Below are 22,745 nucleotides of genomic sequence, written 5' to 3'. Positions count from 1 at the left end.
ATGAGCCTGCGGATCGGCACCAGGGCGAGCGCCCTCGCGACCGCACAGGCGGGCACCGTCGCCGAGGCATTGGGCGGCGAGCTCGTCCCGATCGTCTCGGACGGCGACCGCTCGACGGCCTCGCTCGCCTCGCTCGGCGGCTCGGGCGTCTTCGCGACCGCCCTGCGCGAAGCGCTGCGCGCGGGGGAGGTGGATGCTGTCGTCCACTCCTTCAAGGACCTTCCGACGGCCCCGGCCGACGGCCTCGCGATCGCCGCCGTCCCCAAGCGCGCCGACGCGCGCGACGTGCTCTGCGCACGCGGCGGGCTCGACCTCGAGTCGCTGCCCGCGGGCGCCCGCGTCGGGACGGGCTCGCCGCGCCGTCGCGCGCAGATCGCGGCGCGCCGACCCGACCTCGAGCTCGTCGACATCCGCGGCAACATCGACTCGCGCCTCGAGCGCCTGACGACCGAGGATCCCGAGCGGGCGCTGGATGCCGTCATCCTCGCCGCCGCGGGCCTCGCGCGCATCGGCCGGCTCGAGGCCGTCTCGCAGTTCCTGCCGCTGGACACCTGGCCGACAGCGCCCGCCCAGGGCGCGCTCGCGGTCGAGACGCGCGCGGGGGACGAGCGCCACGCGGCCCGGCTCGACCACCGTCCGACGCGCCTCGCGGCGGAGGCCGAGCGCGGCGTCCTTGCCCGGCTCGAGGCCGGCTGCGCCGCGCCGATCGGCGCGCACGCGTTCCTCGAGGACGACCTGCTGTTCCTCACGGCGCGCGCCTACCGGCCGGACGGCGGCGAGCACGTCACGAGCTCGCACGCCGCCTTCCCCGACGCCGACGCGCCCGCCGAGCTCGCGGCGCGCGTCTCCGACGAGCTGCTGGCGCTCGGCGCCGCCGAGCTCGCACCCCTCCACGACTGACCGGAGCTTCCATGTCCCTCTCCGACGCAGCCTTCCCGACGGCCCGTCCCCGCCGCCTCCGCTCGACGCCCGCGTGGCGCCGCCTCGCGGCCGAGACGCGCGTGCACGCATCGCAGCTCGTCCTGCCTCTCTTCGTCGCCGAGGGTGCGACCGACCCGCGGCCCATCGCCTCGATGCCCGGTGTCGTGCAGCACACGACCGACTCGCTGCGCATCGAGCTCGCCCTCGCGGCGGCCGCCGGGATCGGCGGCGTCATGCTGTTCGGCGTGCCCGAGCGCAAGGATGCGATCGGGTCGGGTGCGACCGACCCCGACGGGATCCTCAACGTCGCGACGCGCATCGCGGCGGCCGAGGTCGGCGACGCGCTCGTCGTGCAGACCGACCTGTGCCTCGACGAGTTCACCGATCACGGGCACTGCGGCGTCCTCGACGCGCGCGGACGCGTCGACAACGACGCGACGCTCGAGCGCTACCGCGAGATGGCGCTCGCCCAGGCGCAGTCGGGCTCGGCCCTGCTCGGGCTCTCCGGCATGATGGACGGCCAGGTCGCCGCCGTCCGCGAGGCGCTCGACGGTGCGGCCCGCTCCGACGTCGCACTGCTCGGGTACGCCGCGAAGTACGCCTCCGCGTTCTACGGCCCCTTCCGCGAGGCCGTGCAGTCCTCGCTCGAGGGCGACCGCCGCACCTACCAGCTCGACCCCGCGAACCGTCGTGAGGGCGCGCGCGAGGTCGCGCTGGACGTCGCAGAAGGCGCCGACATCGTCATGGTCAAGCCCGCGATGTCGTATCTCGACGTCCTCGCGGATGCCGCCGCCGTATCTCCCGTCCCGGTGTGGGCGTACCAGGTCAGCGGCGAGTATTCGATGATCGAGGCCGCGGCGGCAGCGGGCTGGATCGACCGGGAGCGGGCTATCGACGAGTCGATCACGAGCATCGTCCGGGCCGGCGCGGACGCCGTCCTGACGTACTGGGCCGTCGAGGCGGCGGAGAGGTGGGCGCGCGCATGAGCGGGATCACGAATGCGGATGCCGCGGCCCGCGCACGCGCCGTCATCCCCGGCGGCGTCAACTCGCCCGTGCGGGCGTTCGGCTCGGTCGGCGGCACGCCGCTGTCGATCGTGTCCGCGCGCGGTCCGCGCGTGACCGACGTCACCGGACGCGAGTACGTCGATCTCGTCGCGTCGTGGGGTCCTGCCCTCCTCGGGCACGCGCACCCCGAGGTCGTCGCGGCCGTACAGGAGGCGGCATCCCGCGGCCTCTCCTTCGGTGCGTCGACGCCCGGTGAGACCGACCTCGCCGAGCTCGTCGTCGACCGCCTCACGGTTGCCGGCACCGCAGGGATCGAGAAGCTCCGTCTCGTCTCGACGGGCACCGAGGCGACGATGACCGCGATCCGCGTCGCGCGCGGCGCGACGGGCCGGGACGTCGTCATCAAGTTCGCGGGCCACTACCACGGTCACTCGGACGGGCTGCTCGCCGAGTCGGGATCCGGTGTCGCGACCCTCGGACTGCCTGGCTCGGCGGGCGTCCCGGCCGACATCGCGGGCCTCACGCTCGTCCTGCCCTACAACGATCGCGAGGCCGTGCTGGCGGCGTTCGACGCGCACCCCGGTCGCATCGCCGCCATCATCGCCGAGGCCGCGGGCGCCAACGCCGGCGTCCTCGTGCCGGGACCGGGGTTCAACCGGTTCCTCGTCGAGACCGCCCACGCGCATGGCGCCCTGTTCATCCTCGACGAGGTGCTGACGGGCTTCCGTGTCGCCCCCGCCGGCTGGTGGGGGCTCGAGCAGGCGGCGGGCGAGACCTGGATCGCCGATCTCGTGACGTTCGGCAAGGTCATCGGCGGCGGAATGCCGCTCGCCGGGATCGCCGGCCGCGCCGAGCTCCTGGACCTCCTGGCGCCGCTCGGACCCGTGTACCAGGCGGGCACGCTGAGCGGCAACCCGCTCGCGGTCGCGGCGGGCCTCGCCACGCTCCGGCTCGCCGACGCCGCCGTCTACGAGCGGGTGGATGCCGCGGCATCCGTCGTCTCGGACGCGCTCGGCGTCGCCCTCGCCGACGCGGGGGTCGCCCACACGATCTCGCACGCGGGAAGCCTCTTCTCGGTGGCCTTCCGCGACGGCGCCGTGCGCGACTACGCCGACGCGAGGGACCAGGAGTCGTGGCGCTACCCGGCGTTCTTCCACGCGATGCTCGATGCGGGCGTGTCGCTCCCGCCGAGCGTCTTCGAAGCGTGGTTCCTCACGGCGGCGCACGACGACGCGGCGCTGGACAGCATCCTGTCGGCGCTTCCCGCCGCCGCCCGCGCGGCCGCCGACGCGACGCCGCCCGCCTGACCCACCCCGCCGGTCGTTGAGCGAGCGAAGCGAGACGAAACGCGCCGGACTGCCGCGAATGCTCGGGCCGTTTCGTCTCGGTCGCCTCGCTCCCTCGCTCAACGACCGGAGGCTGAGGACCGGAGAGTCAGATCCAGCCGTCGCGGTTGAAGTGCCAGAACCAGAACTCGTACGACACGGGGATGCCGGTCCACACGGCGTAGTACCACGCTGAGACGATCAGCACCGCCGCGATGAACACGACCGTCGCCCAGCGTCCGACGGGACGGCCGCGCTGCGTGCGCAGCTGCGCGAGATCCCGAAGGAGCGTCGTCAGCGCCAGCAGCATGAACGGCAGGATGACGATCGTATAGAACTGGAAGATCGTGCGGTCGGGGTACAGCAGCCACGGCACGTACGTCGCGACGATGCCCGTCAGCACGAGCGCGTCGCCGCCGTCGCGCTTGGCGAAGCAGCGCCACGCGAGGTAGACGACCGCGATGACGGCAGCCCACCACAGGAGCGGGTTGGGGATGCTCGTGATGCCCTCCGAGCAGCCGTTGCCGCCGACGAGGCATCCGTTCTCGCCCGTCGCCGAGCCGAGGTAGTACATCGAGGTCGGCCGCAGGAGCAGCGGCCACTGCCACGCGGCGCTCGAGTAGCTGTGCGGCGAGGTGAGGCTCACGTTCGAGTTGTAGATCGCCTGGTGGTAGATCCAGAGGCTCTGCAGCGGCAGGGGCACCCATGACCACAGGCCCGTCGCGGGGGCGGCGTCGGCCGCGTGGCGGTGGTAGCCGCCGTCGGTCACGAGCCAGCCCGTCCACGACGCGAGGTAGACGACGAACGAGACCGGGACGAACAGCACGAACGTCGCGAGCCCCTGACGGAAGGCGGCATCCGACGGCCAGTATCCGATGCCGGCCTTGCGGCGCGCGAGCGCGTCGTCGACGACGAGGTAGAGGCCCACCGCCCCGATGACGTAGAGCCCCGACCACTTGACGGCCGTCGCGGCGCCCAGGGCCGCGCCGGCCGCGATGAGCCACGGGCGGTTCCAGAAGACGGGTCCCCACGCGGGGGCGACGCCGTCGACGGCGCGGGCCTGTATCGCGGCCGTGAGCCGCTCGTGATGCCGTCGCCGGTCGTACAGGACGAAGAGGATGCCGAGCACGACGAAGAACGTCAGGATCCCGTCGAGGATCGCGACGCGGCTCAGGACGATGCCGAGCCCGTCCACCGCGAGGAAGAGCGCCGCGACCGACGCGTACACGATCGAGCCGCCGAGGGCGCGGGCGACGAAGTAGAGCAGGAGCACCGTCGCGGTGCCGAACAGCGCGACCGCGACCCGCCAGCCGAAGGTCGAGTCGGCGCCGAAGAGGGCCATGCCCAGGCCGATGATCCACTTGCCGAGCGGCGGATGGACGACGTAGCTGGGGTTGGCGGTGAAGATGTCGGTGTCGCCCGCGAGGAAGCGCTCGTCGGCGTTCTCGGGCCACGTCGCCGGGAAGCCCAGGTGCCACTGGCTCCAGGCGTCCTTCACGTAGTACGTCTCGTCGAACACGATCGCGTGAGGGTGCGCGAGATTCCAGAACCGCAGGATGCCGGCGAGCAGCGTGACGAGCAGGGGAGCGAGGACGCGCCACACGCGGTACACGCGCGGATCGGTGTCGAGGCGCACGCGCCAGCGCTCGTAGAACGTCGGCCGCGCTCCGGGCGCGAGCGACTGCGCCGGAAGCAGCGGCTCGGAGGTGGCGGTCACACCCTCAAGCCTAGGCTGGGCGTCGTGATCATCCTCGCGGCGACCCCGATCGGCAACCTCGGCGACGCCTCCCGCCGGCTCGTGGAGGCGCTCGAGACCGCGACCGTCGTCGCGGCGGAGGACACGCGGACGACCCAGCGCCTGCTGGCGGCCCTCGGCATCCCCAACCGGCCCCGGCTCATCGCCCTCCACGACCACAACGAGAAGCAGCGCGCCGCCGAGCTCGTCGAGCTCGCGCGGGACCACGACGTCCTGCTGCTCTCCGACGCCGGCATGCCGACCGTGAGCGACCCCGGCTACGGCGTCGTGGCGGCAGCGGCGGAGGCCGGCGTCGTCGTGACGGCGATCCCGGGTCCTTCGGCCGTCGTGACGGCGCTCGCCGTCTCGGGGCTTCCCACCGACCGCTTCTCGTTCGAGGGCTTCGTGCCGCGCAAGCCGGGGGAGCGCCGCAGCGCGTTCGCGGCACTGGCCCGCGAGCCCCGGACGATGGTGTTCTTCGAGTCGCCCGGCCGGGTGGCGGCATCCCTCTCCGACCTGGCGCACGCGTTCGGCGGCGACCGCCGCGCCGCCGTGTGCCGCGAGCTCACGAAGCTGCACGAAGAGGTCGCGCGGGGAACCCTCGCGGAACTCGTCGGATGGGCCGAGAACGGCGTCCGGGGCGAGCTCGTGATCGTCGTCGAGGGCGCGGCCCGCGCCGACATCGCCTTCCCCGAGGCCGTCGCGCAGGTCGTCGCTCTCGTCGCCGGCGGGACGCGATTGAAGGATGCCGCGGCCGAGGTCGCGGGGCAGACCGGCCACTCCTCGCGCGAGCTCTATCAAGGGGCGCTCGCCGCACGCTCCCTCGGTCGTTGAGCGAGGGAGCGCCAGCGACCGAGACGAAACGCCTGCGCGGCTGTCAGCGTTTCGTCTCGCCTTCGGCTCGCTCAACGACCGGAAGCGTGTTACGAACCCCAGCACCCCGACCCCTCGAGCGGCGCCCGTCGTCACGCGGCCGGGTGTGGCATCCGTTCTGAATAGACTCTTCCGGTGACTTCCGGCCGTTCCTTCTACATCACGACCCCGATCTACTATCCGAGCGACGTGCCCCACATCGGCCACGGGTATACGACCGTGGCCGTCGACGCGCTCGCGCGCTGGCACCGCCAGGCGGGCGACGACACCTGGATGCTGACGGGCACCGACGAGCACGGCCAGAAGATGATGCGCGCCGCGTCGGCGAACGGCTCGACGCCGCAGGAGTGGGTCGACAAGCTCGTGGGCGAGTCCTGGTACCCGCTGCTGGAAACGCTCGACGTCGCCAACGACGACTTCATCCGCACGACGCAGCCGCGCCACGAGGAGCGCGTCAAGCAGTTCGTGCAGGCGATCTACGACCGCGGCCACATCTACGCGGGCGAGTTCGAGGCGCTGTACTGCGTCGGCTGCGAGGAGTTCAAGACCGAGTCCGAGATCGTCGACGGCGAGGGCCCCTTCGAGGGCCTCAAGGTGTGCGCGATCCACTCCAAGCCCCTCGAGCTGCTGCAGGAGAAGAACTACTTCTTCAAGCTCAGCGAATTCCAGGACAAGCTGCTCGAGCTCTACTCGACGGTCCCGGACTTCATCCGGCCCGACTCGGCGCGCAACGAGGTGGTCTCGTTCGTCAAGAACGGCCTGAAGGACCTCTCGATCTCGCGCTCGACGTTCGACTGGGGCATCACCGTGCCGTGGGACGAGTCGCACGTCATCTACGTGTGGGTCGACGCGCTGCTCAACTACGCGACCGCCGTCGGCTACGGATCGGACCTCGAAGAGTTCGCACGCCGCTGGCCCGCGTACCACGTCGTCGGCAAGGACATCCTCCGGTTCCACGCCGTCATCTGGCCCGCCATGCTCATGGCCGCCGGTGTCGAGGTGCCGCGTGGTGTCTTCGCGCACGGCTGGCTGCTCGTGGGCGGCGAGAAGATGTCGAAGTCGAAGCTCACGGGCATCGCCCCGACCGAGATCACGGACGTCTTCGGCTCGGACGCCTACCGCTTCTACTTCCTGTCGGCGATCCCGTTCGGCCACGACGGATCGTTCTCGTGGGAGGACCTCTCGGCGCGCTACCAGGCCGAGCTCGCGAACGGCTTCGGCAACCTCGCCTCGCGCACGACCGCGATGATCGACCGGTATTTCGAGGGCGTCGTGCCGCCGGCGGGCGAGTACGCCGACGTCGACCTCGGCGTGCAGAAGAAGGTGGCGGATGCCGCGTCCGCCGCCGACGCCGCGATCGAGCGGTTCCGCATCGACGAGGCCATCGGCGCGATCTGGACGATCGTGGACGCGCTCAACCTGTACATCACGGAGAACGAGCCGTGGGCCCTGGCGAAGGACGAGGCTCAGCGCGAGCGCCTGGGCACTGTCCTGTACACGGCGGCCGAGGGTCTGCGTGCCCTCGCCGTGCTCCTGTCGCCCGCCATGCCGATCTCGACCGGGAAGCTGTGGGTCGCCCTCGGCGCCGCCGAGACCGTCGGCGCGCTGCAGGAGCAGCCGATCCGCGAGGCCGGCCGGTGGGGCATCCTGCCAGCCGGTTCGGCGGTGAGCGCCCTCGCGCCGCTCTTCCCGCGCGTCGAGCAGACGGTATGAGCGAGCGTTCGGCGCGTTTCGTCTCGCTTCACTCGCTCAAGGACCGGGTGGTTCAGGTCGTTGAGCGAGGGAGCGAAGCGACCCAGGCGAAACGCGGAGCCGACGAGCGTGAGTGAGCCCCGCGTGCCGTACCCAGCCGAGAGCGCCGACCCGTCGCAGTACGTCCGCGTCCGCGAGAAGGGCTCGCGCGACGTCAGCTATCCCGCCGCGCCCGAGCCGCTCGCCGTGGCCGTGTACGACAACCACGCGCACCTCGAGATCGAGGACGGCGAAGAGGGCCTGAGCCTCGACGAGCAGCTCGAGCGCGCGGGCGAGGTCGGCGTGCTCGGCGTCGTGCAGGCCGGTGGCGACATCGAGTCGAGCCGCTGGTCGGCGTGGGCCGCGGCATCCCATCCCCGCGTCCTCGCGGCCGTCGCGATCCACCCGAACGAGGCGCCCGCGTATGCCGCGGCAGGCCGGCTCGGAGAGGCGATCGACGTCATCGACGGCCTCGCGTCGCAGCCGCGAGTGCGCGCGATCGGCGAGACGGGCCTGGACTTCTTCCGGACGGAGGAGGACGGGCTGCCGGCGCAGTTCGAGAGCTTCGAGGCGCACATCGCGCTGGCTGAGAAGCACGGCATCGCGATGCAGATCCACGACCGCGACGCGCACGACGCCGTGCTCGAGACCCTCGAGCGGGTCGGCGCGCCCGACCGGACTGTCTTCCACTGCTTCTCGGGCGACGCCGACATGGCGCGCATCGCAGGGGAGCGCGGCTACTATCTGAGCTTCGCCGGCAACGTGACGTTCAAGAACGCCCAGAACCTGCGGGACGCGCTCGCGATCATTCCGCGCGACCGGATCCTGGTCGAGACGGATGCCCCGTTCCTCACGCCGACCCCCCACCGCGGCCGCCCCAACGCGCCGTACCTCATCCCCGTGACGGTCCGGTACATGGCGCGCGAGCTCGGCGTCGAGGTCGACGAGCTCTGCGCGCAGCTCGCCGCGAACACGCTGCGCGTCTACGGCTCGTTCGAGGACTGAAGGACAGAAGGACTGGCGGTGGAGGGCGAGCTCTGGGATCTGACGGATGCCGCGGGCACGCCGGTCGGCAGGACTCATCGCCGCGGCGATCCGGACTTCCCGAAAGGCTTCTTCCACGTCATCGCGGCCGTGTGCGTCGTGCGTGAGGACGGGCTCGTGCTCATCACGCGGCGCGCCGCAGTCAAGGACTATCCACTGACCTGGGAGTTTCCCGCCGGCAGCGCCCTCGAGGGCGAGACGAGCCGCCAGGCGGCTGTGCGCGAGCTTGCGGAGGAGACGGGGCTGCGCGCCGAAGAGGAGGCACTCGTGCCTGTCGGCCGGGTCGTCGAGGCCGAGGCGCTCCTGGATCTCTACGTCGTCCGGGGCCTCGGCGACCTCACGCTCTCGCTGGATCCCGAAGAGGTCGCGGATTCCACGTGGGTGCCGCTCGCCGAGGTGTTCCGTCGCTGCGACGACGAGCGCATGGCCAGGCCGTGGATCGATCGGCTCCAGCTCCTGGGCGAGAGGCTCGTCGAACTGACGCGCTGACGCGCGGGTGCGACCCCCGGATCGACATCCGAAGGCCGCACCGCGCCTCGTGCCGCGAACTCAGCCGCCGATCCGCACGCCGATCCCCGGCGGGATCGACAGCACGAGGTCGCGCAGCCGGGCCCAGAAGGCATGGCGGCGCGCCCGACGCTGCAGGCGGCGCTCCGCCCGCGCTTCCTCGATCTGTTCCGCGTACTCCTGCAGTTCGGCGGAAGTCATGTGACTCGTCATGTCCCTCACCTCTCGACGGGGCGGCCGATGATCCGCCCTCACCACTGCTACGAACGGCGCCGCCCGAGTTCGACACGCATAGGCCGATTGCGACCACTTGAACTTTTCTTCCGCTCCGGTGTCGAATCGGTGAGGTCGCGTTCGTAGATCAGATGAGGGTCGCCGAGCGCGGCCCCGACGACCCGAAGGAGCTCTCCATGGCGCAGTCCATGTCCGACGTCGGCGCTTTCGCGAACCGCGGGCGACCGTGAGCTCGGACGTCGCCGCCGCGATCTCGCGCACCCACCGTGAGGAATGGGCGCGCATCGTCGCGGGACTCGCACGGCGCTACGACGATCTCGACATCGCGGAGGAGACGGCCGCCGAAGCTTTCGCGACGGCCGTCGCGCGGTGGCCGTCGGACGGCATCCCGCCCAATCCGGGTGCCTGGATCACCACGACCGCCAGTCGCAAGGCGATCGACCGGCTCCGTCGCGAAGCGCGCCGGGACGAGCTGCACCAGGAGGCGTTCATGCTCGCCGACGACTCGCCGGCCGAGGCCGTCGGAGCGGTCGAGGACGACCGCCTGCGCCTCGTGTTCACCTGCTGCCACCCGGCCCTGTCGATGGAGGCGCGCGTCGCTCTCACGCTCCGCATCGTCGGCGGCCTCACAGTCACCGAGATCGCACATGCCTTCCTCGTCCAGGAGACGACGATGGGACAGCGCCTGACGCGGGCCAAGGCCAAGATCAAAGCGGCCCGCATCCCGTACCGCGTCCCCGAGCAGGAGGACCTGCCCGAGCGCGTGGCCGGTGTGCTCGCCGTGCTGTACCTGATCTTCAACGAGGGCTACCTCGCGACCGGGCCGGACTCCGATCCGCTCCGGCCTGATCTCACGGGCGAGGCGATCCGGCTCACGCGGCTCGTGCGCGACCTGCTGCCCGCGGGTTCGGGCGAGCGCGCCGAGGCGACGGGGCTGCTGGCGCTCATGCTCCTGACCGAGGCCCGGGCTCCGGCGCGCGTCTCGCCGTACGGCGAGCTCGTCCGGCTGGATGAGCAGGACCGCGGCGCGTGGGACCGGGCCCTGATCGAGGAGGGCCTCGCGCTCGTGCGCGAGCGGCCCGACGAGGTCGCGGTCGCGGGCAGATATCAGCTGCTGTCCGCGATCAACGCCGTGCACGTGGCGGCAGCGGGTCCGCGCGAGACCGACTGGTCCCGGATCGTGGCGCTCTACGGCGAGCTCGAGCGCGTCGATCCGAGCCCCGTCGTCACCCTCAACCGGGCCATCGCCGTCTCGGAGTTCGACTCGCCGGAGGCGGGACTCGCGATGGTCGAGCGTCTCGCCGACGCGCTCGCCGGCCACCACGCGTTCCACACGACCCGTGCCGAGCTCCTCCGACGCGTCGGCCGCCCGTCCGACGCCCGGGAAGCGTACGACCGGGCGATCGAGCTGGCGGGCAACACCGCCGAGGTCGCCCACCTCATCCGCCGCCGCGGCCAGCTCGCGGCATCCCCGAATGGAGAATCCGCATGACCACGCAGCAGTACCTCGTGCTCCACCTGACCGACTCGACGGGCTCGCCGCTCCCGCAGGACGAGGACCAGCGGATGCTGGAATCCTGGGCACAGGAGGGCTCCGACGCCGGCACCCTCGGCCTCGGGGCGCCCGTCGCCGGACGCGATCAGGCCAAGTCCGTCGTCGTGCGCGACGGCAGGACGATCATCACGGACGGGCCCTTCCCCGAATTCAAGGAGTGGTTCGCGGGGTACGACCTCCTCGAGGCCGAGTCGATCGAGGAAGCCGCCGAGTACATGGGCAAGCACCCCACCGCGGTGGCCGGTCGCGTCCTCATCCTCCCCGTCGTCAAGCTGCCCTGGGAGCAGGAGACCTGAGCCTCGCTCGCCGTCGGCGCGCGAGTGGCTACTGTGGAACGCATGCCCGTCAGCCTCCTCGGCGCCGCCGAGATCCGCGCCCTCGCGGCCGAGCTCGATGTCACGCCGACGAAGAAGCTCGGGCAGAACTTCGTCGTCGACGCCAACACCGTCCGCAAGATCGTCCAGGTCGCGCGCGTCGAGCCGGGGGACCGGGTCGTCGAGGTCGGACCGGGGCTGGGCTCACTGACCCTCGCGATCGTCGAGGCCGGGGCCTCCGTCACCGCCGTCGAGATCGACCATCGGCTGGCCGAGCGCCTGCCCGAGACGGCGGCGGCGCACGGCGTCGAGGACGGTGCGCTGAGGGTCGTGGATGCCGACGCCCTTCGTGTGACGGAGCTCCCGGGCGACCCCACGGTGCTCGTCGCCAACCTCCCGTACAACGTCAGCGTTCCGGTCCTCCTGCATTTCCTCGAGACCTTCCCGCACCTTCAGCGCGGCGTCGTCATGGTCCAGGCGGAGGTCGGCGAGCGGCTCGCGGCGCCTCCCGGGTCGAAGGTGTACGGCGCGCCGAGCGCGAAGGCGGCCTGGTACGGGCCGTGGCGCCTCGCCGGCACGGTGTCACGGCAGGTGTTCTGGCCGGTCCCCAACGTCGACAGCGTCCTCGTCGGGTTCGAGCGCGACGCCTCGCCGCGTGGTTCGGAGGAGGAGCGCACGCGCACGTTCCGGATCGTGGATGCCGCGTTCCAGCAGCGCCGCAAGATGCTCCGGCAGGCGCTGGCGGGAGTGCTCGGAGGGACGGCGGCCGAGGCATCCGCTGTCCTGGAGAAAGCCGGCGTCACCCCGACGGCGCGCGGCGAGGAGCTCTCGATCGACGACTTCCACCGCATCGCGCAGGTCTGACGCGCCGACGCCTGCGACACGCGCTGACCTGCTCGGGCCCGGCACGCTAGCCTCGAACGGTGACCGACGCATCGCGCTACCGCTCCCGCGGCGGAGACCTCCACCGCCCCTACACCGCCGCCGACGACCGCTACGAATCGCTCGAGTACCGCAAGGTCGGCAGGTCCGGCCTCACCCTCCCGCCCGTGTCACTCGGACTGTGGTGGAACTTCGGCGACAACATCCCCTTCGACCGCCAGCGCGAAGTGCTGCGTCACGCCTTCGACAAGGGCATCACGCATTTCGATCTGGCCAACAACTACGGCCCGCCCTACGGCTCCGCCGAGACGAACTTCGGCCGCATGATGCGCGAGGACTTCGGCCGCTACCGTGACGAGCTCATCATCTCGTCGAAGGCCGGCTACGACATGTGGGACGGGCCGTACGCGAACGGCGGCTCGAAGAAGTACCTCATCGCGAGCGCCGAGCAGTCGCTCACCCGCATGAGCGTCGACTACGTCGACATCTTCTACTCGCACCGCTACGACCCCGACGTGCCCGTCGAGGAGACGGTCGCCGCGCTGGACACACTCGTCCGGCAGGGCAAGGCCCTCTATGTCGGCATCTCGTCGTACAGCCCCGAGCAGACCGTCGTCGCGGCCGCCGTCGCCCGGAGCCTCGGAACGCCCCTCGTCATCCACCAGCCGTCGTACTCGATCCTCGACCGGTGGATCGAGGACGGGCTCACGGGCGTGCTGAAGAAGGACGGCCTCGGTGCGATCGCCTTCGTGCCGCTCGCGCAGGGCCTGCTCACGAGCAAGTACCTCGGCGACGGCAGCGCCCAGCGTTCGCAGGACCGCTGGTCTCTCGGCGGCCGCCGCCTCACCGACAAGGCGCTGTCGACCCTCCGCGGCCTCGACGTCATCGCGAAGGAGCGCGGCCAGACGCTGGCCCAGTTCGCGATCCAGTGGGTCCTGCGCGACCCCGTGGTGGCCTCGGCGCTCATCGGAGCCTCATCGCCGGCACAGATCGACGAGAACATCGCGGCGCTGGACGGACCGGCCTTCACGACGGAGGAGCTCGAGCAGATCGACGCGCTCGCCGACGCCATGGACCCGAACCCCTGGGCGGAGTCGGCCGAGCAGTGACCCAGGCCGCCGTCGCCGATCGCGTCCACGTCCGCGCCCCGGGGAAGATCAACCTCTTCTTCGAGGTCGGCGACGTGCAGGAAGACGGCTACCACGACGTGGCCTCCGCGTACCAGGCCGTCTCGCTGTACGAGGACGTGTGGGCCGAGCCGGCGGACGACTTCTCGATCTCGATCAGCGGCACGACCGATGTGACCGGCGTGCCCGCCGACGACCGCAACCTCGCGCTGCGTGCCGCGCGCCTGGTCGCGCAGCGCGCCGGGTACGAGGGCGGCGTCCACCTCGACATCGTCAAGCACGTGCCGGTGGCCGGCGGCATGGGCGGGGGATCGGCGGATGCCGCGGCCGCCCTCGTCGCGTGCGATCTGCTGTGGGGGACCGAGCTCGGCACCCACGAGCTGCAGCGCCTCGCGGCGCGGCTCGGCGCGGACGTGCCGTTCGCGCTGCTCGGCGGGACCGCGATCGGGACGGGCCGCGGCGATCAGCTGAGTCCCGCCCTCGCGAAGGGCCGGTTCGACTGGGTCATCGTCCCCAGTGACGGCGAGGGCCTGTCGACGCCGGAGGTGTATCGCCATCTCGACGCCCTGCGCGACGAGCGCGCCACCGACATCGCGCCGCCCCGCCGCGTGCCGGCTGTCGACCCCGGCGTGCTGCAGGCCTTGCGCGCGGGCGACGCGGCGGTGCTCGCCCAGCACGTGCGCAACGACCTGCAGGCCGCGGCGCTCTCGCTGCGCGGCGACCTGCGCGAGGGGCTGGAGCTCGGCGAGGAATCGGGGGCCCTCGCCGGCATCGTCTCGGGCTCCGGCCCGACGCTCGCCTTCCTGGCGGCAGGCCCCGAGTCCGCGCTGGAGCTGCAGGTCACGCTCGCCTCGGCAGGGTTCAACGCGCTGCACGTCCACGGGCCCGTGCCGGGAGCGCGCGCCCTCTGATCCCGCCTGCCACGCCCGCCGCTCTCGAGGAGACCGAAGATGACCGACCTCGGTGATCGCCAGTTCCGTGCACCCATCGACGACGAGACCAGCGCCCGCCTCGGCGAGCAGGGTCTCGACGTGCGGCTCGTCGCGAGCGACGACGCCGAGCGGTTCGCGCCGTGGTACCAGGCGCTCGCCCGCGGCTTCCTCGACTCGGAGCCGTCCGAGAAGCAGGTGGAGTCGGCCTCCCGGCGGATGGGCCGACGCCGGCTGGTCGGAGTGTTCGACGCCGGAGCGCCCGATCCCGACCGGCCCGTCGCGACGTTCGTGTCGTGGGTCGCCGAGCTGTCGGTACCCGGCGGTGTCGGCATCCCGTCCTGCGCCGTGAGCGCCGTCTCGGTCGCGCCGACGCATCGGCGTCGGGGCATCCTCCGGTCGGTCATGGCGGGCGAGCTGCGGCTCGCGCGCGACGCCGGCGTTCCGGTCGCGGTGCTCACCGTGAGCGAGTCGACGATCTACGGACGCTTCGGGTTCGCGTCGGCGGCCCTGAGCGCGCACGCCCGGATCGACGTCCCGCGTGCACAGTGGACGGGCCCTCGCCCGGCAGGGCGCGTCGACTTCGTCTCCCGCGAGAGGTTCCGCGAGATCGCACCCGACCTGCACGACCGGGTGCGCCTCAGCCACCCGGGCGAGCTGGAGATGCCCGACGGGCACTGGGACCGCTTCGCGGGGACCGAGGCCGATGCCGAGAATCCCGAGAAGCTCCGCGCCGTGCAGTACACCGATGAGCACGGTGCGGTCCAGGGCGTCGCCCTCTACAGGGCCGAGGAGAACCACCAGGACTTCGCCCGCTCGAAGGTGTCGGTGCACCGGCTGGTCGCCGTGACGCCCGACGCGTACGCGGGACTGTGGCGGTTCCTCCTCGAGCTCGATCTCATCGGCGAGCTGTCGGCGGGAGAGCTCGCCGTCGACGAGCCCGTGCTGTGGATGATCGCGGACCGGCGGGCCGCGAAGGTCACGGTGCAGGACCACCAGTACGTGCGGATCCTCGACGTGCCCGCGGCTCTCGCGGCGCGCCGGTACGCCGTTCCGGGAGTCGTGACGCTAGAGGTGACCGACCCGCTCGGGTTCGCGGAGGGCGTCTGGACCGTGCGCGTCGGCGGGGACGGGCGAGCCTCCGTCGAGCCGTCGGAGGCGGGTGCGCAGCCCGAGGGGCCGCGCGTGCGGCTGGGGGTCACGGAGCTCTCCGCGGCGTACCTGGGGTCGGTCTCGCTTGCGACGCTCGCGGCTGCCGGTCGAGTCGAGACGTCCGACCCCGTCACCGCGGCGGCCCTGTTCGCGTGGCCGCAGCAGGCCCGTCTGAGCTTCTGGTACTGACCTCGGCCCCAGATCGCCGGGGAAGCGGCCGGCTCAGCTCTCGAGCGACTCGCTGAGCTCGAGCCAGCGCTCCTCGAGCGTCGACTGCTCGGCGGCCAGGGTCGCGCGCTCGCTCTGCAGGGCCGTGAGGCGCTGGTAGTCGTCGTGCGCATCGGCGAACGAGACGTCGAGCGACGCGATGCTCGCCGCGAGCTTCTCCAGGCGCCGGTCGACCGCCGAGAGCTCCTTCTCGGCGGCTCGCTTCTCCGCGCCGGACAGGGCGGGGGATGCTGCGACCTGGGATGCCGTTCCTGGAGCCCCCGCGGCGCGCGGGGGAGCAGCATCCTGTCGTGCCTGCTGGACCGAGCGCAGCCGCAGGTACTCGTCGACGCCGCCCGGCAGGTGGCGCAGGTGCCGGTCGAAGATCGCGTACTGCTGGTCGGTCACGCGCTCGATGAAGTAGCGGTCGTGCGACACGACGATGAGCGTGCCGGGCCACGAGTCCAGGAGGTCCTCGAGCGCCGCGAGCATGTCGGTGTCGAGGTCGTTCGTGGGCTCGTCGAGGATCAGGACGTTCGGCTGCTCGAGGAGGATCAGCAGCAGCTGCAGTCGTCGCTGCTGGCCGCCGGAGAGGTCCTTCACGGGGGTCGACAGCTGCGCGCTCTGGAAGCCCATGCGCTCCAGCAGCTGGCCGGGTGTGAGCTCCTGCGCCTTGGAGCCCGTGCCGAACGTGTAGCTCGTGCGCAGGCGCGAGACGACGACCCGCACGGGCTCGTCGAGGAACGGGTCGAGGTCGTCGAGGCGCTGCGTGAGGGTCGCGACCTGGACCGTCTTGCCGCGCTTGACCCGGCCCGCCGTCGGCGCGACGGTGCCCGCGATGAGTCCGAGGAGGGTCGACTTGCCGGCGCCGTTGACGCCGAGGATGCCGGTCCGCTCGCCGGGAGCGAGACGCCACTCGACATCCCGCAGGATCTCGCGCCCGTCGTACGAGACCGAGGCGTCGAGCAGGTCGACCACGTCCTTGCCGAGGCGCGAGACGGCGAGCGACTGCAGCGCGACCTTGTCGCGGATCTCGGGCACATCGGCGATGAGGGCGTTGGCCGCGTCGATGCGGAACTTCGGCTTGGACGTGCGCGCGGGGGCGCCGCGGCGCAGCCACGCGAGCTCCTTGCGGGCGAGGTTCTGCCGCCGCGCCTCGATCGACGCCGCCTGACGGTCGCGCTCGACCCTCTGCAGGATGTAGGCCGCGTAGCCGCCCTCGAAGGGCTCGACGATCTGGTCGTGCACCTCCCAGGTCGCGGTGCAGACCTCGTCGAGGAACCAGCGGTCGTGCGTCACGACCAGGAGGGCGCCGGCGTTGCGGGCCCACCGCGTCTTGAGGTGCTCCGCGAGCCACGCGATCGCCTCGACGTCGAGGTGGTTGGTCGGCTCGTCGAGGGCCAGGACGTCCCAGTCGCCGGCGAGGAGCTTCGCGAGCGCGACGCGGCGCCGCTGACCACCCGAGAGCGGCGTGATCGGCCCGTCCCAGTCAAGGTCGGCGAGCAGGCCAGCGATGACGTCGCGCACGCGCGCGTCGCCGGCCCACTCGTGGTCGGCCGCGTCGCCGACGACGGCCTCGCGGATCGTGTGCGTGTCATCCAGGGTGTCACCCTGATCGAGCACGCCGACCCGGACGCCGCCGCGCACCGTGACGCGCCCGCCGTCGGGTTCGAGGCGCCCCGCGAGCATCGCCAGGAGCGAGCTCTTGCCGTCGCCGTTGCGGCCGACGATGCCGATGCGGTCGCCCTCGTCGACGCCGAGCGAGACCGAGTCGAAGACGACCTTCGTGGGGAACTCGAGGTGCAGCGCCTCCGCGCCGAGCAGGTGGGCCATCAGGCGTCTCCACCCGTGTCGAATCCGAGGCTCAGCTTGCGCAGCAGCGCCGCGAGCCGCTCGCGATCACCGCGGGGCAGGCTCGCCAGCAGCACGGCCTCTGCGTCCACGAGGCGCGTGATGGCGGCATCCACCCGGACGCGCCCGTCCTCAGTGAGGGTGACCAGGATGCTGCGCCCGTCGTCCGGGTCGTTCTCGCGTCGCACGAGCCGGCGTCCGACGAGCCGGTCGATGCGGTTGGTCATCGTGCCGCTCGAGACGAGCGTCTGCTGCAGGAGCTGCTTGGGGCTCAGCTGGAACGGCTCGCCCGCGCGGCGGAGCGCCGAAAGGACGTCCCACTCCCACGGCTCCAGCTCGCTGCGGCGGAAGGCGTCGCGCCGTGCGCGGTCGAGGTGCCGTGAGAGCCGGTCGACGCGCGAGAGGACTCCGAGCGGCGAGAAGTCGAGGTCGGGACGCTGTGCGGTCCACGCCTCGACGATCCGATCGACCTCGTCCGCCTCTTGAGCCATCCCTCCATTATCGAGGGGTGCCCGGCTCGGCAGTTCCCAGCGGCCCTGCGCGGGTCGTCGCGGCCGCCATCCGCACGTCGGCGCGGGGGAGCGGCATCCCCGACCGCCGTCAGGCGCTCTCGCGGACGACGAGCGTCGTGGGAAGCGTCACCGCCTCGCGCGGCCCGCCCGCGATGACGTCGAGCAGCAGCGCGACCATGCGCTCGCTGAGCTGCTCCCACGGCTGGCGCATCGTCGTGAGCGGCGGCTCGTGCGACTCGGCCAGGCCCGAGTCGTCGAACCCCGCGACGGCGACGTCCTCGGGCACCCGCAGTCCCGCGCGCCGCAGCGCCGTGATGGCGCCGGCCGCCATGAGATCGGATGCTGCGAAGACGGCGTCGGGCGCCGGCCCCTTCTCCAGCAGCCGGTTCATGGCCGCGACGCCGGATTCGAGGCCGTAGTCGCCCTCTTCCACGAGCTCGGGGTCGAACCTGTCGCCGAGCTCCTCGCGGAAGCCGACGAGCCGGTACCTGCCGCCCGGCGTGTCGTGGGGTCCTGCGATCATCGCGATGCGACGGTGGCCGCGGTCCATGAGGTGACGCGTCATCGTGCGGGCCGAGCCGACCTCGTCGACCGACACGGTCGAGATGTCGGTCTGGTGGCCGAGGGGGAGTCCGCAGCACACGGTCGGCACCTGCTGGGCGATGAGCGAGTCGATGAGCGGGTCGGACTCGTGGGACGAGATGAGCAGCACCCCGTCGACGTGGCCGGCGCTCACGTAGTGCGTCACGTTCGCCCGCTCCGCCGGCGTGCCCGCGACCAGCAGGACGAGCGTCATGGAGCGCTGTGCGAGGGCCTCCGCCGCGCCGCGAAGGAGGAGGGCGAAGGTCGGGTCGGAGAAGAGCAGGTGCTGCGGCTCGGTCAGCAGGAACGCGAGCGAGCCGGATCGCCCCGTCGCGAGACTGCGCGCGGCATGACTCGCGGTGTAGCCCGTCCGCCGGATGGCATCCTCGACGGCGGCGCGCGCCTCGGGCGAGACCCAGTGGCCGCCGTTGAGCACGCGTGACACCGTCCCGTGCGACACGCCGGCCGCCGCCGCGACATCCCGGATCGTGGGCTTGCGCCTCGCCGTCGAATGCTCCACGAACGGTGACTCTACCGCCGGAGAGCGCCGAGCGGAGGATTTCCTGGGACCGGTCACAGTTTGGTAACGGAATGGCCTCGATCCTGGTTGCGACTCGGTCGCGGCGCCAGACTGGGACCGGTCACAGTCACTACCGTGACCTTCCTCCGAACTCGACCCGATGGAGCGTCAATGTCTTCCACCCACGTCTGGCCCGCGATGTCCGGGGTCGCGTACGGGGGCGACTACACGCCCGAGCAGTGGCCCCGCGAGGTCTGGGACGAGGACGTCGCGCTCATGCGCGAGGCGGGTGTCAACCTCGTGAGCGTCGGCATCTTCGCGTGGGCCCTCATCGAGACGAGCGAGGGCGTCTTCGACTTCTCCTGGCTCGACGAGCTGCTGGACCTCCTGCACGACAACGGGATCGCGGTCGACCTGGGAACGCCCACGGCATCTCCGCCGGCGTGGTTCTTCGCGGATCACCCCGACGCCCGCGTCGTGACGCGCGACGGCGTCACGATGGGTTTCGGTGCGCGCGGCATGGCGTCGCACTCGTCCGCCGCTTACCGCGAGGCGATCGTCCGGATCGCGTCGGCGCTCGCCGAGCGCTACGCCGACCACCCTGCCGTCGTGCTCTGGCACGTGCACAACGAGTACGGCGTGCCCGTCGGCGAGGACTACTCCGACCAGTCCGTCCGCGCCTTCCGCGAGTGGCTCCGCGAGCGGTACGGCTCGCTCGACGAGCTCAACCGCGCCTGGGGGACGACGTTCTGGGGTCAGCGCTACGGCGAGTGGGACCACATCGGCGCGCCCGCGGCTGCTCCCTCGGTCGTCAACCCCGCCCAGCGCCTCGACTTCGCGCGCTTCACGGACCACCAGTTGCGCGAGTGCTTCATCGCCGAGCGCGACGCGATCCGAGCGCACGCCGCGCAGCCCATCACGACGAACTTCATGGCGAACCAGAGCTGGACGACCGACATGTGGGCCTGGGCCCGCGAGGTCGACATCGTCGCGGACGACCACTACCTGTGGGCGGCCGACCCCGAGGGCGAGATCGGCCTCGCGATCGCGGCCGACCTGTCGCGCTCGGTGGGCGGCGGCAAGCCGTGGATCCTCATGGAGCACTCGACGTCGGCCGTCAACTGGCAGCCCCGCAACATCGCCAAGCGCCCCGGCGAGCTCGCCCGCAACTCCCTCACGCATCTCGCCCGCGGCGCCGACGCGATCCTCTTCTTCCAGTGGCGAGCCTCGCGCTCGGGCGCCGAGAAGTTCCACTCCGCGATGATCCCGCACGCCGGCACGCAGTCGCGGGTGTGGCGCGAGGTCGTCGAGCTCGGCTCGACCCTGGGCCGCCTCGACGACATCCGCGGCTCGCGAGTCGTCGCCGACGTCGCGATCCTGTGGGACTTCGAGTCCTTCTGGGCGCAGGACCTCGAATGGCGACCCTCGGAGGAGATCACCCACGCCGAGCAGGTGCGGGCCTACTACGAGCGTCTCTGGCGCGACGGCATCACGGTCGACTTCGCCCTCCCGGGGCACGACCTCTCCGCCTACAAGCTCGTCATCGCTCCTGCGCAGTACATGCTGACGAGGGCGGATGCCGAGAACCTCAACGCCTACGTCGCGCAGGGTGGGACGCTCCTGGTCTCGTTCTTCTCGGCGATCGTCGACGAGCACGACGCCGTCCACGAGGGCGGCTTCGTCGCTCCGCTCACGCCCTCGCTCGGCATCCGCGTCGAAGAGTTCCTCCCGCTGCGCGAGGGCGACTCGTGCGGCGTGGCGTGGCGTGGTGAGGCGTCCGGCGTGCTGCGCGCGGACGCCTGGTCCGAGGACGTCGTCATCGACGGCGCCGAGGTCGTCGCGACGTACGTCGACGGCCCCGGTGCGGGAAAGCCCGCCATCACACGCAAGAGCCACGGCGACGGCGTCGGCTGGTACGTCAGCACTCGACTGGATGCCGAAGGCCTCGCAGCCCTCGCGCGTGCGGTCTACCAGGACGCCGGCGTCACGCCGGCAGGGCTGCCGGAGGGGGTCGAGGTGGTCACGCGGCGCTCCGCCGACGCGGAGTTCGTCGTCGTGGTCAACCACCGCGATGAGGCCGTGCGCCTTCCCGCAACCGGGACCGAGCTCATCACCGGGCGCGTGCTCGAGGGCGCGGCCGAGGTCGCCCCGGGCGGGGTCGCCGTCATCCGCGTGTCGGAGCCAGCGACTCAGGGGGTGGTCGCCCAGCCGCACTGAGAACCTCTGGCACGGCTCGCCGCTCGGGTCTAGTTTCGGAGCCAAGCCAGGAACACAGCTACACGATTCCCGGGCACCACAATCACAGGTCGTAACGACGCGATCCACACGGCTCGCGTTTCACGACCCTCCTTCTGGAAGGAAAGAAATGCGCAAGCACATCGGAATGGGCGCCGCGATCCTCGCGACGGCCGTCCTCCTCGCCGGCTGCAGCGGCGGTGGCGGCGGAGGCACCGACGAAACCGACGCCGCGATCGATGGCGAAGGCCAGGAGCTCACCGTCTGGGTCGACGAGAACCGCAAGCCCGCCGTCGAGGCCGCCGCCGCGGTCTTCGAGGAGCAGACCGGCGCGACCGTCACCACCGTCGTCAAGAACTTCGAGGACATCCGCAACGACTTCATCGCGCAGGTCCCGACCGGTGAGGGCCCCGACATCACGATCGGCGCGCACGACTGGCTCGGCGCTCTCGTCGCTGCCGGCGTCGTCAACACGGTCGACCTCGGCGACAAGGCCGGCGAATTCCAGGAGGTCGCGCTCCAGGCCATGACGTACGACGGCCAGCTGTACGCGCTGCCGTACTCGACGGAGACGATCGCGCTCATCCAGAACACCGACCTCGTCGGCGACACCGCCCCCGCCACGTGGGACGAGATGATCCAGGCGGGTCTGGATTCCGGCGCCGAGCGTCCGTTCGTCATCAACACGAACGGCCAGACCGGCGACGGCTACACGATGTACGGCTTCCAGACGTCGTTCGACGCGCCGGTGTTCGTCCAGGACGACACCGGGTCGTACACGAACGAGGTCGGCATGGGCGGCCCCAACGGCGAGGCCTTCGCGACCTGGCTCGGCGAGAATGGCGAGACGGGCACCGGCTACATCTCGACCACGATCGACTACGCGACGAACAACGAGCTGTTCGCGACGGGCAAGGCGCCCTTCACGGTCCAGGGCCCGTGGGCGATCGCAGAGCTGACGGCGCAGGGAGCCAACATCGCGGTCAACCCCATCCCGTCGGCCGGCGGCTCGCCCGCCGCACCCTTCGTGGGTGTCCAGGGCTTCTACGTGAGCTCGCAGAGCGAGAACACGCTGCTGGCCAACGAGTTCCTCGTGAATTACATGGCCACCTACGAGGCGCAGAAGGCCCTCTACGAGGCCGACCCGCGCCTTCCCGCGTGGTCGGAGCTCGCGACGGAGGTCTCGTCCGACCCGATCATCGCCGGGTTCATCGCCTCGTCGGAGAACGGCGTCCCGATGCCCAGCATCCCCGAGATGGGCTCGGTCTGGGACTACTGGAACGCTGCCGAGTCGCAGATCATCGCCGGCGCCGACCCCGTGTCGACGTGGAACACGATGATCGACGACCTGACGGCCGCCCTGGCCGGCTGACACGCCATCGCCGTGGGGCGGGCTGCACGCCCGCCCCGCCGACGTGCACGGCGTGGACTCGGTGATCGACGCCGGCGAAGAGGGGATCGCCTTCGCCTCTGAGGCGGCCGCCACGAGTCCCGGCGGCACG

General features: G+C 71.7%; 20 protein-coding genes. 15 read left to right on the top strand and 5 right to left on the bottom strand.

The genetic code is table 11. The features are described 5' to 3' along the window. The 3 genes from hemC to ABZ477_RS13860 are packed head-to-tail and all read left to right on the top strand — an operon-like array spanning position 1 to position 3,235. Positions 1 to 900, top strand: coding sequence for a hydroxymethylbilane synthase (gene hemC, locus ABZ477_RS13870; RefSeq protein WP_360134019.1), 900 nt, complete (start codon positions 1 to 3; stop codon positions 898 to 900). 11 nt (positions 901 to 911) lie between these two features. Continuing rightward, on the top strand, positions 912 to 1,907 hold the full coding sequence (hemB, locus tag ABZ477_RS13865) for a porphobilinogen synthase (protein WP_360134016.1): 996 nt from the start codon (positions 912 to 914) through the stop codon (positions 1,905 to 1,907). After that, entirely contained in the window at positions 1,904 to 3,235 is a 1,332-nt protein-coding gene (locus ABZ477_RS13860; protein ID WP_360134012.1) for a glutamate-1-semialdehyde 2,1-aminomutase, read from the top strand. The genes hemB and ABZ477_RS13860 overlap by 4 nt, the downstream gene beginning before the upstream one ends. 127 nt (positions 3,236 to 3,362) lie before the next feature. Here ABZ477_RS13860 and ABZ477_RS13855 read toward each other — a convergent pair whose 3' ends face one another. Continuing rightward, positions 3,363 to 4,970, bottom strand: coding sequence for a phospholipid carrier-dependent glycosyltransferase (locus ABZ477_RS13855; RefSeq protein ID WP_360134009.1), 1,608 nt, complete (start codon positions 4,968 to 4,970; stop codon positions 3,363 to 3,365). Positions 4,971 to 4,994: 24 nt separating this feature from the next. On the opposite strand from ABZ477_RS13855, the gene rsmI reads away from it, so the two are divergent. The 4 genes from rsmI (at position 4,995) to ABZ477_RS13835 (ending at position 9,125) form a co-directional block, all read left to right on the top strand. Continuing rightward, complete coding sequence (gene rsmI, locus ABZ477_RS13850) at positions 4,995 to 5,822, top strand: 16S rRNA (cytidine(1402)-2'-O)-methyltransferase (RefSeq protein WP_360134006.1); 828 nt, start codon at positions 4,995 to 4,997, stop codon at positions 5,820 to 5,822. Between the two features lie 174 nt (positions 5,823 to 5,996). Further along, entirely contained in the window at positions 5,997 to 7,574 is a 1,578-nt protein-coding gene (metG, locus tag ABZ477_RS13845) for a methionine--tRNA ligase (RefSeq protein ID WP_360134003.1), read from the top strand. A gap of 108 nt (positions 7,575 to 7,682) precedes the next feature. Continuing rightward, positions 7,683 to 8,597: a TatD family hydrolase gene (locus tag ABZ477_RS13840; protein WP_360134000.1), complete on the top strand. Its 915-nt coding sequence runs from the start codon at positions 7,683 to 7,685 to the stop codon at positions 8,595 to 8,597. A gap of 18 nt (positions 8,598 to 8,615) precedes the next feature. After that, positions 8,616 to 9,125, top strand: a complete 510-nt coding sequence (locus ABZ477_RS13835; protein WP_360133998.1) for an NUDIX hydrolase — start codon at positions 8,616 to 8,618, stop codon at positions 9,123 to 9,125. A 60-nt stretch (positions 9,126 to 9,185) separates the two neighbouring features. Here ABZ477_RS13835 and ABZ477_RS13830 read toward each other — a convergent pair whose 3' ends face one another. Then, positions 9,186 to 9,344, bottom strand: coding sequence for a hypothetical protein (locus tag ABZ477_RS13830; protein ID WP_360133995.1), 159 nt, complete (start codon positions 9,342 to 9,344; stop codon positions 9,186 to 9,188). Positions 9,345 to 9,603: 259 nt separating this feature from the next. Between ABZ477_RS13830 and ABZ477_RS13825 the strand changes: the two genes are divergently transcribed. From ABZ477_RS13825 to ABZ477_RS13800, 6 genes are read left to right on the top strand one after another with little or no spacing between them, the layout of a single operon-like run. Continuing rightward, a complete protein-coding gene (locus tag ABZ477_RS13825; RefSeq protein ID WP_360133992.1) occupies positions 9,604 to 10,869 on the top strand; it encodes a DUF6596 domain-containing protein in 1,266 nt (421 codons plus the stop codon). Beyond that, on the top strand, positions 10,866 to 11,228 hold the full coding sequence (locus ABZ477_RS13820; protein WP_360133989.1) for a YciI family protein: 363 nt from the start codon (positions 10,866 to 10,868) through the stop codon (positions 11,226 to 11,228). Before ABZ477_RS13825 ends, ABZ477_RS13820 begins: the two co-directional genes overlap by 4 nt. 42 nt (positions 11,229 to 11,270) lie before the next feature. Next, entirely contained in the window at positions 11,271 to 12,110 is an 840-nt protein-coding gene (gene rsmA, locus ABZ477_RS13815; protein WP_360133986.1) for a 16S rRNA (adenine(1518)-N(6)/adenine(1519)-N(6))-dimethyltransferase RsmA, read from the top strand. Positions 12,111 to 12,169: 59 nt separating this feature from the next. Then, positions 12,170 to 13,237, top strand: a complete 1,068-nt coding sequence (locus tag ABZ477_RS13810; RefSeq protein WP_360133983.1) for an aldo/keto reductase — start codon at positions 12,170 to 12,172, stop codon at positions 13,235 to 13,237. Further along, positions 13,234 to 14,166, top strand: a complete 933-nt coding sequence (locus tag ABZ477_RS13805; RefSeq protein WP_360133981.1) for a 4-(cytidine 5'-diphospho)-2-C-methyl-D-erythritol kinase — start codon at positions 13,234 to 13,236, stop codon at positions 14,164 to 14,166. Before ABZ477_RS13810 ends, ABZ477_RS13805 begins: the two co-directional genes overlap by 4 nt. A gap of 39 nt (positions 14,167 to 14,205) precedes the next feature. Next, positions 14,206 to 15,525, top strand: coding sequence for a GNAT family N-acetyltransferase (locus tag ABZ477_RS13800; protein WP_360133978.1), 1,320 nt, complete (start codon positions 14,206 to 14,208; stop codon positions 15,523 to 15,525). Positions 15,526 to 15,558: 33 nt separating this feature from the next. On the opposite strand, the gene ABZ477_RS13795 is transcribed toward ABZ477_RS13800, so the two are convergent. From ABZ477_RS13795 to ABZ477_RS13785, 3 genes are all read right to left on the bottom strand, one after another. After that, entirely contained in the window at positions 15,559 to 17,376 is a 1,818-nt protein-coding gene (locus ABZ477_RS13795) for an ABC-F family ATP-binding cassette domain-containing protein (RefSeq protein ID WP_360133975.1), read from the bottom strand. Then, complete coding sequence (locus ABZ477_RS13790; RefSeq protein ID WP_360133972.1) at positions 17,376 to 17,885, bottom strand: MarR family winged helix-turn-helix transcriptional regulator; 510 nt, start codon at positions 17,883 to 17,885, stop codon at positions 17,376 to 17,378. Before ABZ477_RS13790 ends, ABZ477_RS13795 begins: the two co-directional genes overlap by 1 nt. A 109-nt stretch (positions 17,886 to 17,994) precedes the next feature. Next, positions 17,995 to 19,008, bottom strand: a complete 1,014-nt coding sequence (locus ABZ477_RS13785) for a LacI family DNA-binding transcriptional regulator (protein WP_360133969.1) — start codon at positions 19,006 to 19,008, stop codon at positions 17,995 to 17,997. A 171-nt stretch (positions 19,009 to 19,179) separates the two neighbouring features. On the opposite strand from ABZ477_RS13785, the gene ABZ477_RS13780 reads away from it, so the two are divergent. Together ABZ477_RS13780 and ABZ477_RS13775 are read left to right on the top strand one after the other, a co-directional pair. Further along, the gene (locus tag ABZ477_RS13780; RefSeq protein WP_360133966.1) at positions 19,180 to 21,225 is read left to right on the top strand and encodes a beta-galactosidase; all 2,046 of its coding nucleotides are present in this window, start codon (positions 19,180 to 19,182) and stop codon (positions 21,223 to 21,225) included. Between the two features lie 148 nt (positions 21,226 to 21,373). Continuing rightward, positions 21,374 to 22,615, top strand: a complete 1,242-nt coding sequence (locus tag ABZ477_RS13775; RefSeq protein WP_360133963.1) for an extracellular solute-binding protein — start codon at positions 21,374 to 21,376, stop codon at positions 22,613 to 22,615. The last annotated feature ends 130 nt before the right edge of the window (positions 22,616 to 22,745 follow it).

Origin of the sequence: Microbacterium sp. NPDC019599, from assembly GCF_040632175.1 — a bacterium.
Classification (GTDB): domain Bacteria; phylum Actinomycetota; class Actinomycetes; order Actinomycetales; family Microbacteriaceae; genus Microbacterium.
Note: the sequence above shows the minus strand (reverse complement) of the source record. Positions and strands in the feature narration are given on the sequence as shown.